The sequence below is a fragment of the Rhizobacter sp. P2_G4 genome (assembly GCF_056403575.1).
On the sequence record NZ_JBFUFG010000002.1, the window covers coordinates 855,133 to 871,350 of the forward strand.

The 16,218-nt window shown below is 63.9% G+C and carries 15 protein-coding genes; 9 read left to right on the forward strand and 6 right to left on the reverse strand.

Annotation, left to right across the window (positions count from 1 at the left end):
- Window positions 1-141: 141 nt before the first annotated feature.
- Complete coding sequence (locus tag AC1DYS_RS10440; protein ID WP_477898686.1) at window positions 142-489, reverse strand: hypothetical protein; 348 nt, start codon at window positions 487-489, stop codon at window positions 142-144.
- A 134-nt stretch (window positions 490-623) separates the two neighbouring features.
- Between AC1DYS_RS10440 and AC1DYS_RS10445 the strand changes: the two genes are divergently transcribed.
- Both AC1DYS_RS10445 and AC1DYS_RS10450 read left to right on the forward strand, forming a co-directional pair.
- Window positions 624-2,717 carry a PQQ-dependent sugar dehydrogenase gene (locus AC1DYS_RS10445; RefSeq protein WP_477898688.1) on the forward strand — a complete coding sequence of 698 codons (2,094 nt, stop codon included), beginning with the start codon at window positions 624-626 and terminating at the stop codon, window positions 2,715-2,717.
- A gap of 92 nt (window positions 2,718-2,809) precedes the next feature.
- Complete coding sequence (locus AC1DYS_RS10450; RefSeq protein ID WP_477898690.1) at window positions 2,810-3,529, forward strand: hypothetical protein; 720 nt, start codon at window positions 2,810-2,812, stop codon at window positions 3,527-3,529.
- Between the two features lie 84 nt (window positions 3,530-3,613).
- Here the strand turns inward: AC1DYS_RS10450 and acnB are convergent, their stop codons facing one another.
- The 5 genes from acnB to AC1DYS_RS10475 all read right to left on the reverse strand — a co-directional run bounded on the left by acnB (window position 3,614) and on the right by AC1DYS_RS10475 (window position 10,006).
- Window positions 3,614-6,211 (reverse strand): bifunctional aconitate hydratase 2/2-methylisocitrate dehydratase, encoded by a 2,598-nt coding sequence (acnB, locus tag AC1DYS_RS10455; RefSeq protein ID WP_477898692.1) that lies wholly within the window; start codon window positions 6,209-6,211, stop codon window positions 3,614-3,616.
- Window positions 6,212-6,423: 212 nt separating this feature from the next.
- Window positions 6,424-6,876, reverse strand: coding sequence for a hypothetical protein (locus AC1DYS_RS10460; protein WP_477898694.1), 453 nt, complete (start codon window positions 6,874-6,876; stop codon window positions 6,424-6,426).
- A 310-nt stretch (window positions 6,877-7,186) separates the two neighbouring features.
- Window positions 7,187-8,200 (reverse strand): HpcH/HpaI aldolase/citrate lyase family protein, encoded by a 1,014-nt coding sequence (locus tag AC1DYS_RS10465; protein WP_477898696.1) that lies wholly within the window; start codon window positions 8,198-8,200, stop codon window positions 7,187-7,189.
- Window positions 8,197-8,973 carry a trans-aconitate 2-methyltransferase gene (tam, locus tag AC1DYS_RS10470; protein WP_477898698.1) on the reverse strand — a complete coding sequence of 259 codons (777 nt, stop codon included), beginning with the start codon at window positions 8,971-8,973 and terminating at the stop codon, window positions 8,197-8,199. Before tam ends, AC1DYS_RS10465 begins: the two co-directional genes overlap by 4 nt.
- 46 nt (window positions 8,974-9,019) lie before the next feature.
- Window positions 9,020-10,006: a malate dehydrogenase gene (locus tag AC1DYS_RS10475; protein WP_477898700.1), complete on the reverse strand. Its 987-nt coding sequence runs from the start codon at window positions 10,004-10,006 to the stop codon at window positions 9,020-9,022.
- Window positions 10,007-10,191: 185 nt separating this feature from the next.
- Here AC1DYS_RS10475 and AC1DYS_RS10480 point away from each other — a divergent pair, with 185 nt between their 5' ends.
- From AC1DYS_RS10480 to gltA, 7 genes are all read left to right on the forward strand, one after another.
- Complete coding sequence (locus AC1DYS_RS10480; RefSeq protein ID WP_477898702.1) at window positions 10,192-10,965, forward strand: GntR family transcriptional regulator; 774 nt, start codon at window positions 10,192-10,194, stop codon at window positions 10,963-10,965.
- Window positions 10,966-11,062: 97 nt separating this feature from the next.
- On the forward strand, window positions 11,063-11,482 hold the full coding sequence (sdhC, locus tag AC1DYS_RS10485; RefSeq protein ID WP_477898704.1) for a succinate dehydrogenase, cytochrome b556 subunit: 420 nt from the start codon (window positions 11,063-11,065) through the stop codon (window positions 11,480-11,482).
- Between the two features lie 24 nt (window positions 11,483-11,506).
- A complete protein-coding gene (sdhD, locus tag AC1DYS_RS10490) occupies window positions 11,507-11,872 on the forward strand; it encodes a succinate dehydrogenase, hydrophobic membrane anchor protein (RefSeq protein ID WP_047486001.1) in 366 nt (121 codons plus the stop codon).
- 65 nt (window positions 11,873-11,937) lie between these two features.
- Window positions 11,938-13,665, forward strand: a complete 1,728-nt coding sequence (sdhA, locus tag AC1DYS_RS10495; RefSeq protein WP_477899612.1) for a succinate dehydrogenase flavoprotein subunit — start codon at window positions 11,938-11,940, stop codon at window positions 13,663-13,665.
- Between the two features lie 18 nt (window positions 13,666-13,683).
- Window positions 13,684-14,388, forward strand: a complete 705-nt coding sequence (locus AC1DYS_RS10500; protein WP_047485997.1) for a succinate dehydrogenase iron-sulfur subunit — start codon at window positions 13,684-13,686, stop codon at window positions 14,386-14,388.
- Between the two features lie 16 nt (window positions 14,389-14,404).
- Window positions 14,405-14,671 carry an FAD assembly factor SdhE gene (locus AC1DYS_RS10505; RefSeq protein ID WP_477898707.1) on the forward strand — a complete coding sequence of 89 codons (267 nt, stop codon included), beginning with the start codon at window positions 14,405-14,407 and terminating at the stop codon, window positions 14,669-14,671.
- Window positions 14,672-14,714: 43 nt separating this feature from the next.
- Window positions 14,715-16,028, forward strand: a complete 1,314-nt coding sequence (gene gltA, locus AC1DYS_RS10510; protein ID WP_477898709.1) for a citrate synthase — start codon at window positions 14,715-14,717, stop codon at window positions 16,026-16,028.
- Window positions 16,029-16,218 lie beyond the last annotated feature (190 nt).

Here is a 16,218-nt window from a genome sequence, read left to right on the forward strand (position 1 = left end):
CAGCCTGCGGTGGCGGAGGGGACGAGCCGAGCGGAGGGAGTGGTTCGGTACCGGCGCCCGCACCAGTCCCGGCGCCATCGCCAAGCCCCGCACCGGTGCCTGAACCGGCACCAGCACCGACCCCAGAGCCCGCGCCGGCGCCTACACCCACGCCTGCACCGCCACCGGCGCCGACCCCTGCACCAGCGCCAGCGCCGACCCCCGCACCGRCGCCAGCGCCGACCCCCGCACCGRCGCCAGCGCCGACCCCCGCACCGGCGCCAGCGCCGACCCCTGCACCGGCGCCAGCGCCGACCCCCGCACCGGCACCAGCGCCGACCCCCGCACCGGCACCAGCGCCGACCCCTGCACCGGCACCAGCGCCGACCCCTGCACCGGCGCCAGCGCCGACCCCTGCACCGGCGCCAGCGCCGGCCCCTGCACCAGCGCCGGCCCCTGCACCAGCGCCAGCGCCGACTCCTGCACCGGCGCCTGCGCCGACTCCTGCACCAGCACCTGCACCGGCACCAGCGCCAGCGCCGACCCCTACACCACCACCACCGCCACCGCCACCGCCACCGCCACCGCCACCGCCACCGCCACCGGTGTCCGGCCTCGACTCGCGTCCGAGCAACACGAGCTGCGTGGCCCCTGCACGACCCCAGGCGGGCACCGGCGTGCAGCTGACACGGGTGTTCCCCAACCTGAGTTTCAACATGCCGGTGGGCATGTACCAGCCACCCGGCGACACTTCGCGCTGGTACGTGATCGAGCAGCAGACGGGCCTGGTCCGCAGCTTCCCGAACAGCCAGACCGCGCAATCGTCGGACGTGAGGACGGTCATCAACCTGTTCTCGAAGATCCAGACCGATTCCGAGATGGGCCTGCTGGGCCTGGCCTTCCACCCCAGCTGGCCGAGTACCCCCTACGTGTACGTCTACTACTCGACCGGCAACAACCCGATCGAGAACCACGTTTCGCGTTTCACCAGCTCGGACGGCGGCAACACACTGGACACCAACTCAGAGCAAGTGCTGCTGCGCCTGGTGAAGAACCAGAACGACCGCAACCACAACGGTGGCAACATCGTCTTCGGCCCCGATGGCTACCTTTACGTCGGCACGGGTGATGGTGGGGGCGGCGGCGACCTGAACGGCAATGCGCAGAACCGCAACGTGCTGTTCGGCAAGATGCTGCGCATCGACGCGAGCCCGGCCTCGGGCTACGCCATTCCGTCGACGAATCCGTTCGCAACGAACGCCAAGTGCACGAATGGCAGCGGCAGCGCCGCCTGCCCCGAGATCTTTGCCTACGGCCTGCGCAACCCCTGGCGCTGGAGCTTTGACCGAAGCAACGGCAACTTGTGGGTCGCTGATGTGGGCCAGGACGCACGCGAAGAAGTGGACGTGGTGAAGCTCGGCGGCAACTACGGCTGGCGAATTCGCGAGGGCAGCACTTGCTACAACGCGAGCAGCTGTGCCACCACCGGGGCCAACGGCGAAGCGCTGGTCGACCCGTTGCTCGAGTACGGCCGCGACGTGGGCCAGGCCATCACCGGCGGTTATGTGTACCGCGGCAGCCTGGTCCCGAGCCTGGTGGGCAAGTACGTGTTCGGCGACTACGTGTCGAGCCGCATCTTCGCCTTCACGCAGCCGAACCCGCTGGTCGCCGCCAACCCGCGCGTGGTGCTGAGCACGAGCGATGCGATCCTCAACGCGCCGCAGAACATCACCTCGTTCGCACAGGGCAACGACGGCGAGTTGTATGTGGTGGGCTATGGCGGCGCGCTGTACCAGATCCAGGCAGCCGGTGCCGGCGTCGACACGATCCCGACGCTGCTGTCGCAGACGGGTTGTGTCGCGAGCGGCAATGCCACGCAACCAGCCGCCGGTTTGATTCCCTATGGCACCAACGCGCCGTTCTGGTCTGACGGCGCCGACAAGCAGCGCTGGCTTGCCGTGCCCAATGGCACCTCGATCACGCCGCAGACACCTGGGCGCTGGACACCACCGAACGGCACAGTGTTGGTGAAGAACTTCAAGATCAACAACCAGCTGATCGAGACACGGCTTCTGATGCGTCACCCCGACGGCGTGTGGGCCGGCTACACCTACGAGTGGAACGCCGGGCAGACCGATGCCACGCGGGTAGTCGGCGGCAAGAACAAGACGATTGGCAGCCAGACCTGGGTCTACCCGAGCGAGAGCGACTGCCTGCAGTGCCACACCTCGGTGGCGGGGCGCACGCTCGGGCTGGAAACAGCGCAGCTGAACGGCGACATCACCTATGCGCTCACGGGCCGTACCGCCAACCAGATCACGACCTTGAACACGATAGGTTTGCTGAGCCCGACGATCACCGGCACGCCGGGCACCTTGCCGACGTACTTCGATCCTCATGGCGCGGGCGGCACCATCGAACAGCGGGCACGCTCCTTCCTGCATGCCAACTGTTCGCAGTGCCATCAGCCGAATGGCCCGACACCGGTGGGGCTGGACCTGCGCTACACGACCGCGTTGGCGTCGACGGGCACCTGCAACGTCACCCCGACTTCTGGGAGCCTCGGCATCACCAACGCCAAGGTGATCGCCCCGGGCGCGCCCGACAGCTCGGTGCTGCTCTCACGCATCAACCGGCGCGACACGTACGCCATGCCGCCGCTGGGCAGCAAGCTGGTCGACACGACGTCGGTGTCGGTGGTGCGGCAGTGGATCCAGAGCCTCACCAGCTGTCCGTAGTCGGCTCGACTCCACACCGGGAAGCGGGCAGGCTATCCTCGGCACCCACGCGGCGTTGGCCGTCGCGATGCACAACCGACCGAGGAGATCACATGCCGTCTTTCAACATCGTTCGTCTGGTAGCGCTGTTTGCTGGAGCGGCCGTGTCGGTTGTGCTCAGCGCATGCGGCTCGGTGCACAGCGTGCCGGTGCGCGATAACGAGTCGGCCACGTTCGCTGTGCGCGCGACGGTTCGTCCCTCCGCGTGGAGAGGCGGCGAGCGTGAAGGTCCGGGCATCGCCGTGGGCTACGAGGGCTACCGCGCGAAAGACACCCAGACCCTTGCTGGCGGCGAGAGCATCCAGCTGGAAGGAGGCACGATCTTGGGTCCCGATACCTTGCGCCACCAGGCCGACATGCGCCAGGGCTACATCGCCTACAACCACCTGTTCCGGCTGGGCTCGCATTTCGAGCTGGAGCCATTCGTCGGCGCGACGCGGATCCACCTGAAGATCAAGTCCACCTCTGCAGACGGCACCACGCGGGCCGTGCTGAACAATTGGGACACCGGTGTGATCGGTGGGGTGACGCCGCGCTGGCGCTTTAACGACTGGGTGGCCATCGAGGCGCGGCTGAGCTACTTCAACGTGTCGGCCTGGGCGCACGGTCAGAGCTACGAAGCGGCGGTGGTGCTGAGCCCGGTGCCCAACACGTCGCTGCGGCTCGGCTACTCGGAGCGGCGCTACGACATCGAAGACAACATCCCTGGCTGGTACTCCGAAGTGAACGTGCGGGCGCGCGGGCCGATGGCAACGCTGCAGTTCGATTTCTGACGGAGGACGCAGTGCAGCCGTCCATGAAAAAGGCCCGCGGTTTGCACCGCGGGCCTTTTGTCTTTCAGCGCGAGAACCGCGTCGTCAGGCGGTGACCTTTTCCGCTGCGTCGGTGAAGTCCTTGATCTGGTCGAAGTTCATGTACTGGTAGATCTTGTCGCTGGCGGCGGTCAGCACGCCCATGTCGACCAGGTACTCCTCGCGGGTCGGAATGCGGCCCAGCTTGGAGCAGATGGCGGCCAGCTCGGCCGAGCCCAGGTACACGTTGCTGTTCTTGCCCAGGCGGTTGGGGAAGTTGCGGGTCGAGGTGGAAAACACCGTCGCGCCTTCTTTCACCTGCGCCTGGTTGCCCATGCACAGGCTGCAGCCCGGCATTTCCATGCGTGCGCCGGCGTTGCCGAGAACGCCGTAGTGGCCTTCGTCGCTGAGCTTCTTCGCGTCCATCTTGGTGGGCGGTGCGACCCACAGCTTCACCGGGATGTCGCGCTTGTTCTCGAGCAGCTTGCTGGCGGCGCGGAAGTGGCCGATGTTGGTCATGCACGAACCGATGAACACTTCGTCGATCTTGGCACCGGCGACTTCGCTCAAGGTCTTCACGTCGTCGGGGTCGTTCGGGCAGGCGACGATGGGCTCGTGGATGTCGGCCAGGTCGATCTCGATCACCGCAGCGTATTCGGCATCGGCGTCGCCCTTCAGCAGCACGGGGTTGGCCAGCCAGGCTTCTTGTGCGGCGATGCGGCGCTGCAGGGTGCGCGCGTCGGCATAGCCCTCGGAGATCATCCACTTCATCAGCGTGATGTTGCTGTTGATGTACTCGATGATCGGTTCCTTGTTCAGGTGAACCGTGCAGCCGGCGGCCGAGCGCTCGGCAGAAGCATCGCTCAGCTCGAAGGCCTGTTCGGCCTTCAGGTCAGGCAGGCCTTCGATCTCGAGGATGCGGCCGCTGAAGATGTTCTTCTTGCCTTGTTTGGCAACGGTCAGCAGGCCAGCCTTGATCGCGTACAGCGGGATCGCGTTGACCAGGTCGCGCAGCGTGACGCCAGGCTGCATCTTGCCCTTGAAGCGCACCAGCACGCTCTCAGGCATGTCGAGCGGCATCACGCCGGTGGCGGCGGCAAAGGCCACCAGGCCGGAGCCGGCCGGGAAACTGATACCGATGGGGAAGCGAGTGTGGCTGTCGCCACCGGTGCCCACGGTGTCAGGCAGCAGCAGGCGGTTGAGCCAGCTGTGGATGATGCCGTCGCCAGGGCGCAGCGAAACACCGCCGCGCGTGCTGATGAAGTCGGGCAGCTCGTGGTGCATCTTCACGTCGACCGGCTTGGGGTACGCGGCCGTGTGGCAGAAGCTCTGCATCACCATGTCGGCGCTGAAGCCGAGGCAGGCGAGGTCTTTCAGCTCGTCGCGTGTCATCGGGCCGGTGGTGTCTTGCGAGCCCACGCTCGTCATGCGCGGTTCGCAGTAGGTACCGGGACGCACGCCGACCTGTTCGCCGTTGACGATGGGCAGGCCGCAGGCCTTGCCGACCATCTTCTGTGCGAGCGAGTAGCCCTTCTTGGTGTCGGCCGGGTTCTGCGGCAGGCGGAAGAGGGTCGACGGCGGCAGGCCGAGTGCTTCACGCGCCTTGGCAGTGAGGCCGCGGCCGATGATCAGTGGAATGCGGCCACCGGCGCGCACTTCGTCGAACAGCACCTCGCTCTTGACCTTGAACTCCGCGATGACCTTGCCGTCCTTCAAAGCCTTGCCTTCGTACGGGCGCAACTCGACCACGTCGCCCATGTTCATCTGGCTCACGTCGAGCTCGATCGGCAGGGCGCCGGAGTCTTCCATCGTGTTGTAGAAGATCGGCGCGATCTTGCCGCCGAGGCAGACGCCGCCGAAGCGCTTGTTCGGCACGAAGGGAATGTCTTCGCCGGTGAACCAAAGCACCGAGTTGGTGGCGGACTTGCGGCTCGAGCCGGTGCCGACCACGTCGCCTGCATACGCAACCAAGTTGCCGCGTGCGCGCAGGTCTTCAATGAACTTGACCGGACCGCGCTTGCCTTCCTCTTCCGGCGTGATGCCGGGGCGCGGGTTCTTGTGCATCGCCAACGCGTGCATCGGGATGTCGGGGCGGCTCCATGCGTCGGGTGCGGGAGAGAGGTCGTCGGTGTTGATTTCGCCAGTCACCTTGAAGATGCTGACGGTGATGCTTTGCGGCACTTCGGGGCGCGACGTGAACCACTCCGCCTGAGCCCAGCTTTCCAGCACGGACTTGGCGTTGGCATTGCCCTTCTCGGCTTTCTCTTGCACGTCGTGGAACTGGTCGAACATCAGGAGCGTGCTCTTCAGGCCCTTGGCGGCGATGGCGCCGACGGCGGCGTCGTCGAGCAGGTCGATCAACGGGCTGATGTTGTAGCCGCCCAGCATGGTGCCGAGCAATTCGGTGGCCAGCTCGCGCGAAACGAGCGAACAGATCTCAGTGCCGTGGGCCACGGCGGCCAGGTATGAGGCCTTGACCTTGGCGGCATCGTCCACGCCCGCGGGAACACGGTGGGTGAACAGGTAAACGAGGTTGGCGCCTTCGCCTGCTGGCGGCGTCTTCAGCAGCTCGATCAGCTCGCCCGTTTGCTGTGCCGACAGGGGCAGGGGCGGGATGCCGAGTGCGGCGCGGTCAGCGACATGTTGGCGATAGGCTTGAAGCATGAAATTCTCCGATGGATGCAAAGCGAGACGAACGGTAAAGACAAGCAAGAAGCTTGCGAACTGAGCTGCCGCGAAGGGCAACTGAAAACAATGAATCACTGCCGGGTTGCCGTCGCGGCAAGAAAGGCACGCCCGCGCTTGGCCGCAGGGCGGCGAAGTGGGCGGGTCGTGCGCTTGTCATGGTGCTGTCGCTTGCGTCGTCGGAGGCGTTCTTACTTGTTCGCGTCGTGGGCGGCGCGTTGCTTTTCGTGGACGCAATCGTCGACCAGGCGCTTGCCGGCCTTGGTGTCCATCAGCATAGACTTGTTGGCGATCTGGATCAGCAGGCCGACGCCCTTGACGTCTTCCAGGCGCAGTGCGCCGGTGGACGACAGAACCGGCTTCATGGTGTAGACGGTCTTGCCGAACTTCACGTCGACGTAACCGGGTGTCTTGGCGTTCATGCCGACGTCGATGCTCTGCTTGAAGTCGCACTCATAGGCGCCGAAATAGGTGCGTTCGGCGGCATCGAGTTGGGCTTGGTCAGCGGGTGCCAGCACGACGGGAGCCGGTGCAGCTTTCTTGGCGGGAGCCTTGGCCGCAGGCTTTGCAGCCGGCGTGGTTTGGGCGATGGCAGATGCGCCAGCGCATGCAAAGGCGACTGCGAGAACGACAGTACGAATCATGGAAATCACTCCTCTGGGTTGAAGAAGCACGGATTGTGAAGGTCCGCTTACTTCGGCTGCCCGAGGCCGATTCCTTGATTGCAACAAATTGCACAGAGTGCCGGGATAACCGTTGAACGCGCTGGTTCGCTTGCGCCGGAAAGCAGGTTGAGGCGCTTCGTCGTGCAATGAACTCACGTGCACGAAATCACAAACAAGCTTGCCGAGACAACCCGCCGCTGAATTCATCGTGTGCTAGCGCCCGTGGCGCCGAGCTCGGAACGGCAGAAACAATTGTTCGCCATCTCGTCGGAATGGGATGTGGAGCAGTTCACGCGGCCGCTCCGGTCACGTCGGAGAAGAAGGCTTGGCGAACCTCAACCGGAAGGGACTGGCCAGTGCGCACTGCGCGTTCGAGCACGTGCCAGAAATAGCGGTAGCTGGCGCGGTCGTGCAGCGTGTCGCGGTGGCTGATGGGTGCCCAGTCGTTGGCTTGCGCCGCCATCAGGATCTCGGTCGCCTGGTCGGTCTCGGCCACGGTGGGCGCGAAAGCTTCGACGATGGGGACGATCTGGTCGGGGTGGATGCTCCACATGCGCAGGTAGCCGAGCTGGCGCGATGCCTTCTGCGCTGCAGCGCGCAGCAGGTCGAGCTTCTTGAACTCGGTGACCACGCAGTGCGAGGGAATCTTCAAATGCGCGTGGCACGCCGCCGCAATCTCGAGCTTGGCCCGCACGACCAGTGGGTGTTCGAACTGGCCGCTGGCGCTCATGCCGGCTTGCGGAATGGCGCCGCGGTGGGCCGAGACGAAATCCATCAAGCCGAAGGACAGCGATTCGATGCGCGGGTGTGCGGCGATGGCGTCGACATCGCGCAAGGCGCCGTGTGTCTCGATCAGCACATGCACCGGCACGCGGTGGGTGTGGCCGTGCTCGCGCAGTGTGCGGTCGATGGCGTTGACTGCCCCGCGGGCCTCTTCGATGCCACCGACCTTGGGCACCATCAGGTAGGCGAGGCGAGAGCCGGCACGCCGGATGATGGTTTGCACGTCGGCGTCGAACGACGGGTGGTCGAAGGGGTGCACGCGCGCGCCGACGCGGCCATGCTCGTTGCGAGCCGACATCACCAGCTCGGCCACCAGGTGCGCATGCTCGGCTTCACCGCCGACAGGGGCACCGTCTTCGCAGTCGAGCGTGACGTCGAACACCGGGCCCAGCTCGGCCTGCATCTTCAGGCTCTTGAGCATGCGTGCCTCGACGCCGCAGTAGTGGTCGCAAACCGGCAAGGCAGGTGCGGCTTCGCTGCTGTCGAACAAGGCTTGCCGAGGGTGAACGTGGCTGCTCATGCGGGACGGCGGGCAACGATGAACATGCGCGGGAAGGCGAGCAGCAGCCGGCCATCGGCGCGCGGCGGGTAGGCCTGCGCGATGCGGCGCTCGTATTCGGCGAGGAAGGACGCGCGTTCGGCCTCGGGAAGCGGGTCGATGAAGGGCTTCAGCCCGGTGGCACGCATCCACTCGACGATCTTCGCCGGCGACTCCATCGGGTGCTGGTAGGCCGTACGCCACACTTCTACCTCGGCAGCGTGGGGTGAGAGCAGGTCGTAGTAGGCATCGAGCGGCAGGATCTTGGTGCGAACCGAGGCGACGTCGTCGATGAACTGCGACCACGGCGCGAGCGCGGCCACCTCGCGCATCGAGCGGTGTGTGGGCTCTTCGCGGTTGTCCGGCATCTGGATCGCGAGCACGCCGTTGGGTGCCAGCAGATCGAACAGGCGAGGGATCAGGGCCTCATGGCCACCGACCCACTGAAGCGCCGCGTTGGCATAGATGAGGTCGGGTGCAGCGGATGGCTTCCAGCTGACGATGTCGCTCAGCTCGAACCGGCAGTTCGGCAGCCGCTTGCGCGCGCTGACCAGCATGGGTTCGGAGTTGTCGGTGCCAACCACATTGGCCCGCGGAAAGCGCTCGACCAGCAACTCGGTGGAATTGCCCGGGCCGCAGCCCAGGTCATAGATCAACTTCGGTTCGCTGAGCGCGACCTGGACGAGCAGTTCGCGCGCGGGGCGGGTCCGCTCGTCCTCGAAGCGGCGGTACAGGTCTGGGTTCCAGTCACTCATGCCTGAGCGTTCACGGGTTCCGTGCCTGCACGCCGCCTGGGTGGGCTCAGAGCAAGTGCTTCACGCCGTCCTGCTCTTCCTGCAGTTCTTTCAGCGTGAGGTTGATGCGCTCTTGCGAGAACGCGTCGATGGCCAGGCCCTCGACCAGCTTGTATTCGCCGGCTTCGGTGGTGACCGGGAAACCGAACATCGTGTCCTTCGGAATGCCGTACTGGCCGTCCGACGCGATGCCCATGGTGATCCACTTGCCGTTGCTGCCCAGCGCCCAGTCGCGCATGTGATCGATCGCGGCGTTGGCGGCCGAGGCGGCGGAGCTCAAGCCACGCGCCTCGATGATCGCGGCGCCGCGCTTGCCGACGGTGGGCAGGAACGTGTCCTTGTTCCACACGTCGTCGTTGATCAGTTCCTTGACCGACTTGCCGTCGATGGTGGCGAAGCGGTAGTCGGCGTACATCGTCGGCGAGTGGTTGCCCCACACCGTCAGCTTTTCGATGCTGGACACCGGCTTGCCCGTCTTGGCAGCGATCTGCGAGGCAGCGCGGTTGTGGTCCAGGCGCAGCATGGCGGTGAAGTTCTTGCGCGGCAGGTCGGGGGCGCTCTTCATCGCGATGTAGGCATTGGTGTTGGCCGGATTGCCGACCACCAGCACCTTGACGTTGCGCGACGCGACGGCATTCAGTGCCTTGCCTTGCGCCGTGAAGATCTGCGCATTGGCGGCCAGCAGATCCTTGCGCTCCATGCCGGGGCCGCGGGGGCGGGCGCCGACGAGCAGTGCGTAATCGGTGTCCTTGAAGGCGGTGTTGGCATCGCCATGGGCTTCCATGCCGGCCAGCAGCGGGAAGGCGCAGTCTTCGAGTTCCATCATCACGCCCTTGAGCGCTTTCTGGGCCTTCTCGTCGGGGATCTCGAGCAGCTGCAGGATGACCGGTTGGTCTTTGCCCAGCATTTCGCCAGAGGCGATACGGAACAGCAGGGCATAGCCAATTTGGCCAGCTGCGCCGGTGACGGCAACGCGAACGGGTTTCTTGCTCATGAGGAGGCTCCGCAGGGGTTCGGGTGGGTGAAAACAGGGCGCGAGAAACGCGCTTTCTGTGCCAGCCGGGAAGTGTAGGGGAGTCTAGGTGGCAACCCGATGTATGTCAATACTCTTATGTCTTATATAAGACATCTTTCAGTGGTGTCGTGGACTCGGCGCGGGCGGTGTGCTGCAATCTCGCCATGGCCACTTCGCTCCCTCCCTCCGTTGCTGCCCGCTCGGCAGAAGGCGAAGGTGACAGTCCGGCCTTCAGCCCGCTGTATCAGCAGATCAAGGTGCTGATCACCCGCAGCCTGCAGAGCGGTGAGTGGAAGCCAGGTGAATCCATACCGAGCRAGATCGAACTCGCGGCGCGCTACAAGGTGAGCCAAGGTACGGTGCGCAAGGCCATCGATGCGCTGGCCGATGAAAACCTGGTCGTGCGCCGGCAAGGCAAAGGCACGTTCGTTGCCACGCATGCCGAAGAGAAGATCCTGTACCGCTTTCTGCGTCTCACGCCCGATAACGGGGAGGTCGGTGGCATGCAGCGCCGCTTCATCGACTGCCGCCGCATGCGCGCTCCTGCCGACATCGCGCGCTCGCTGGAGCTGAAGTCGGGCGACACGGCCGTGCAGGTGAGGCGGCTTCTTCATTCGCGCGACGCGCCGGTCGTGCTGGACGACATCTGGCTACCAGGCAGCTTGTTCAAAGGTCTCACCGCGGAACGCCTGAGCGAATACCAGGGCCCGATGTACGGGCTGTTCGAGACCGAATTTGGCGTTCGCATGATTCGGGCCGAAGAGCAGTTGCGCGCGGTCGCGGCAGACGCCTCCGCTGCCGAGTTGTTGTGCGTGGCGGTGGGCACGCCTTTGCTCAGCGTCGAGCGCTTGTCGCGCACCTATGGCGATAAGCCGGTGGAGTTGCGCCGCGGCCTGTACAACACGCAGTCGCATTACTACCGCAATGAACTAAGTTGACCTGCGTCAATGACTCAGAAATGAACCTGCGTTCGGCGATGGCTGCTGCATTGCAATAAACTTCGAAAGTTTCCTCGGGATTACAAAAAGGTTGGGTATGGCAGACGCAGCAAGACAAAGACCCGGTTCACCCATGCGGCTCATCGAGGCCACGCAGTACAAACTGCCGCCCGCCGCCTGGGTTTCCATCCTTCATCGTGTCAGCGGCATCGTGATGTTCCTGCTGCTGCCGTTCGTTCTCTGGATGTTCGACACGACACTGACTTCAGAGATCACCTACAGCCAGTTCACTGCGGTCTTCATGGGGGGCGTGGGTTTCATTCCGGCGTGGCTCATCAAGATCGTGACGCTCGGCCTGATCTGGGCTTACCTCCATCACTTCATCGCCGGTTTGCGCCACCTTTGGATGGACGTGACGCACTCCGTCACCAAGGAGTTCGGCCGCATCTCCGCACAGGTGACGCTCGGCTTGAGCATCGTGCTCACGCTGGTGCTCGGCTTCAAGCTTTTCTTTTGAGTTCATTCTGAGGTTCATGCAAACATGACGACACCGAACTACGGTTCAAAGCGCGTGGTGGTCGGCGCGCATTACGGTCTGCGCGATTGGCTCGCCCAGCGCGTGACGGCGGTTTTGATGGCGCTCTTCACGCTGGTCGTGATCGTGCAGGTTCTGCTGCCGGGGCCGATGGGCTATGACAAATGGGCCGGCATCTTCAATCCGCAATGGATGCGGGTGCTGACCTTCGTGACCATCGTTTCGCTGCTGTACCACGTGTGGGTGGGCATGCGTGACGTGCTGATGGACTATGTGACGCAAGTCGGCCCGCGCCTGGTGCTGCAGGTGGCCGTCATCGCTTGGCTGGTCGGCTGTGCCGGCTGGGCTATCCAAGTGCTTTGGAGAATGTGAACGTGAGCGCAACCATTTCAAAAAGAAAATTTGATGTCGTGATCGTCGGCGCCGGTGGCTCCGGCATGCGCGCGTCCTTGCAGTTGGCACGCGCGGGTTTGAACGTCGCCGTGTTGTCCAAGGTGTTCCCGACGCGCTCGCACACCGTAGCAGCGCAAGGCGGCATCGGTGCTTCGCTGGGCAACATGAGCGAAGACAACTGGCACTTCCACTTCTACGACACCGTCAAGGGTTCGGACTGGCTCGGCGACCAGGATGCCATCGAGTTCATGTGCCGTGAGGCTCCGAAGGTCGTGTACGAACTCGAACACTTCGGCATGCCGTTCGACCGCAACCCCGACGGCACCATCTACCAGCGTCCGTTCGGCGGCCACACCGCCAACTACGGTGAGAAGCCGGTGCAACGTGCCTGCGCCGCGGCCGACCGCACCGGCCACGCGATGCTCCACACGCTGTACCAGCAGAACGTCAAGGCCCGCACGCAGTTCTTCGTCGAGTGGATGGCACAAGACCTGATCCGCGACGACGAAGGGGACGTGGTTGGCGTCACCGCCATCGAGATGGAAACCGGTGAACTGCACATCTTCGAAGCCAAGACCGTGATGCTCGCCACCGGCGGCGCCGGGCGCATCTTCGCGGCTTCGACCAATGCCTTCATCAACACTGGCGACGGGCTGGGCATGGCGGCACGTGCCGGCATTCCGCTCGAAGACATGGAGTTCTGGCAGTTCCACCCAACCGGCGTGGCCGGTGCTGGCGTGCTGCTCACCGAGGGTTGSCGCGGCGAGGGTGCCATTCTGCGCAATAGCGACGGTGAGCGCTTCATGGAGCGCTATGCGCCGACGCTGAAGGACCTGGCACCGCGTGACTTCGTCTCACGCTGCATGGACCAAGAGATCAAGGAAGGGCGCGGCTGTGGTCCCAACAAGGACTACATCGTGCTCGACATGACGCACCTGGGCGCCGAGACCATCATGAAGCGCCTGCCCAGCGTTTTCGAGATTGGCCACAACTTCGCCAACGTCGACATCACGAAGGAACCGATCCCGGTGGTGCCGACCATCCACTACCAGATGGGCGGCGTGCCGACCAACATCCATGGCCAGGTGGTTGCGCCGAAAGACGGCAACCCCAACGCGGTGGTGAAGGGGCTGTATGCCGTGGGCGAATGCTCCTGTGTCAGCGTGCACGGCGCGAACCGCCTCGGCACCAACTCACTGCTCGACCTGCTGGTGTTCGGCAAGGCGGCCGGCGACCACATCGTCGCGAGCGCATTGAAAGACAAGCGGTACAAGCCGCTGCCGGCCAATGCGGCCGACTACACGCTGTCGCGCTTGGCTCGGCTGGATGGCAGCACCAGCGGCGAGTACGCGCAAGACGTGGCGAACGATATCCGCAAGTCGATGCAGCAGCACGCCAGCGTGTTCCGCACCCAGAAGCTGATGGATGAAGGCGTGGTGCAGATCAAGGCGCTGGCCGAACGCGTGAAGGGCATCCACCTGGCGGACAAGTCCAAGGTGTTCAACACCGCACGCATCGAGGCGCTGGAAGTCGACAACCTGATCGAAGTGGCGCTCGCCACCATGATCTCGGCGGCGGCTCGGCACGAGAGCCGCGGCGCCCACACCGTCGATGACTATGCCGACACGCCCGAGCACCCGAATGGCCGCAACGACGCTGTGTGGATGAAGCACACGCTCTGGTACAGCGAAGGCAACCGGCTCGAGTACAAGCCGGTGAACCTGAAGCCGCTGACCGTCGAGTCGGTTCCTCCCAAAGTTCGTACGTTCTGAGGACAGAGAAAGCATTCCATGACCAAGCGCGTATTCCAAATTTACCGCTACGACCCTGATACGGACACCAAGCCGCGCATGCAAACGCTCGAGGTCGAGCTCGACGGCAGCGAGCGCATGCTGCTCGATGCGCTGATGAAGCTGAAAGCCGTCGACCCTACGCTGAGCTTCCGCCGCTCCTGCCGTGAAGGGGTGTGTGGTTCGGACGCGATGAACATCAACGGCAAGAACGGCCTGGCCTGCCTGACCAACATGCGCACGCTGCCTGGCGTTGTGGTGCTCAAGCCGCTGCCCGGTCTGCCGGTGGTGCGCGATCTGATCGTCGACATGACGCAGTTCTTCACGCAGTACAACTCGATCAAGCCGTATCTGGTGAATGACAACGTGCCGCCCGAGAAGGAGCGCCTGCAGACGCCGGAGGAGCGGGACGAACTGAACGGCCTGTACGAGTGCATCCTGTGCGCGAGCTGCTCGACGAGCTGCCCGAGCTTCTGGTGGAACCCGGACAAGTTCGTCGGTCCGGCAGGCCTGTTGCAGGCTTATCGATTCATTGCCGACAGCCGCGACCAAGACACTGCCGGCCGTCTGGACAATCTCGAAGACCCGTACCGTCTTTTCCGCTGCCACACCATCATGAACTGTGTTGACGTTTGCCCCAAGGGACTGAATCCCACCAAGGCAATCGGCAAGATCAAGGAATTGATGGTGCGCCGCGCCGTCTGAACCTCCGCTGAACGCCGTGCAATCCGTGATCGATGCCCGTGCACTCAGCAAGCTGAAGTGGCGTTGCCGCCGCGGCCTGCTCGAGAACGATTTGTTTATCGAGCGGTTCTTCACACGGCACGAGGCTTCGCTGACGCAAGCTCAGACCCAGGGATTGCAGGTCTTGATGGACCTGTCGGACAACGACTTGCTGGATCTGTTTCTGGCCCGCAAGCAACCCGAAGGTGAACTGGTTCGCGACGATGTGATCGAAGTGCTCAGACTGATGAGAGTCCCTCACTGAGCCACCGTGTGTCTTTCTCGACTACTTCCAAGAAGGAATGCCCATGACCCCCTCTGACGTGAAAGCCACTCTGTCGTTCTCTGACGGCAGCCCCGCGATGGACCTGCCCGTCTACAAGGGCACCATTGGCCCGGATGTGATCGACATCCGCAAGCTCTACGCCCAGTCAGGCAAGTTCACCTACGACCCGGGCTTCCTGTCCACGGCATCGTGCCAGTCGACCATCACCTACATCGACGGCGACAAGGGCGAATTGCTGTACCGCGGCTACCCTATCGAACAGCTCGCCACCAACTGTGACTACCTCGAAACCTGCTATCTGCTCTTGAACGGCGAACTGCCCAACGAGACGCAGAAGACCGACTTCGTGCAGACGGTGACCCATCACACGATGGTCAACGAGCAGATGCAGTTCTTCCTGCGCGGGTTCCGCCGCGATGCACACCCGATGGCCATCATGACCGGCTTGGTGGGCGCGCTGTCGGCCTTCTATCACGACAGCACTGACATCAATAACCCCGAGCACCGTGAGATCTCGGCCATCCGCTTGATCGCCAAGATGCCGACGCTGGTGTCGATGGCCTACAAGTACACCATCGGGCAACCCTACATCTACCCGAAGAACGATCTGTCCTACGCCGGCAACTTCATGCGGATGATGTTCGCCACGCCTTGCGAGGACTACACCCCGAACGACGTGCTGGTGCGTGCCATGGACCGCATTTTCATCTTGCACGCCGACCACGAGCAGAACGCGTCGACCTCGACAGTGCGCCTGTGCGGCTCGTCGGGCACCAACCCGTTTGCGGCCATTGCCGCGGGTGTGGCCTGCCTGTGGGGCCCCGCGCACGGTGGCGCCAATGAGGCGGCGCTGAACATGCTGGAAGACGTGAACCGCATGGGTGGCGTGGAGAAGATCGGTGACTTCATCAAGCAGGTGAAGGACAAGAACTCCAACGTCAAGCTGATGGGTTTCGGCCACCGGGTCTACAAGAACTACGACCCGCGTGCCAAGCTGATGCGCGAGACCTGCCACGAAGTGCTGGACGCTCTGGGCCTGCACAACGACCCGATCTTCAAGCTCGCCATGGCGCTGGAGAAGATTGCGCTCGAAGACGAGTACTTCGTTGCCCGCAAGCTGTACCCGAACGTCGACTTCTATTCCGGCATCGTGCAACGTGCGATCGGCATCCCTGTGACGCTGTTCACCGCCATCTTCGCGCTGGCCCGCACGGTCGGCTGGATCGCGCAGCTGAACGAGATGATTGCCGACCCGGAATACAAGATCGGCCGTCCGCGTCAGCTATTCCACGGTGCCACGCAACGCGACGTTAAACCGATCGCGCAGCGCACCTGAACGCCGGAAGCACCTCTTCGTGCACGCAAACCCGGCCACAGGCCGGGTTTTTTGCTTTTGAGGTGGTCTTTCTGGCTTCAGCGAGCTGGGGTGAGCTCCCCGAGGGGGAGCGCAGGAAATTGGAGCGGTCTGGCGTTTCTGGCAACGCCTAAAATCCGCCTTCTTTACGCCAGAGCCAACGAAAGTCGCC

Coding starts and splice junctions, on each gene's coding strand:
- AC1DYS_RS10450 (WP_477898690.1), top strand. CDS start 2,810: ATGCCGTCTTTCAACATCGTTCGTCTGGTAGCGCTGTTTGCTGGAGCG.
- acnB (WP_477898692.1), bottom strand. CDS start 6,211: ATGCTTCAAGCCTATCGCCAACATGTCGCTGACCGCGCCGCACTCGGC.
- AC1DYS_RS10460 (WP_477898694.1), bottom strand. CDS start 6,876: ATGATTCGTACTGTCGTTCTCGCAGTCGCCTTTGCATGCGCTGGCGCA.
- AC1DYS_RS10465 (WP_477898696.1), bottom strand. CDS start 8,200: ATGAGCAGCCACGTTCACCCTCGGCAAGCCTTGTTCGACAGCAGCGAA.
- tam (WP_477898698.1), bottom strand. CDS start 8,973: ATGAGTGACTGGAACCCAGACCTGTACCGCCGCTTCGAGGACGAGCGG.
- AC1DYS_RS10475 (WP_477898700.1), bottom strand. CDS start 10,006: ATGAGCAAGAAACCCGTTCGCGTTGCCGTCACCGGCGCAGCTGGCCAA.
- sdhC (WP_477898704.1), top strand. CDS start 11,063: ATGGCAGACGCAGCAAGACAAAGACCCGGTTCACCCATGCGGCTCATC.
- sdhD (WP_047486001.1), top strand. CDS start 11,507: ATGACGACACCGAACTACGGTTCAAAGCGCGTGGTGGTCGGCGCGCAT.
- AC1DYS_RS10500 (WP_047485997.1), top strand. CDS start 13,684: ATGACCAAGCGCGTATTCCAAATTTACCGCTACGACCCTGATACGGAC.
- gltA (WP_477898709.1), top strand. CDS start 14,715: ATGACCCCCTCTGACGTGAAAGCCACTCTGTCGTTCTCTGACGGCAGC.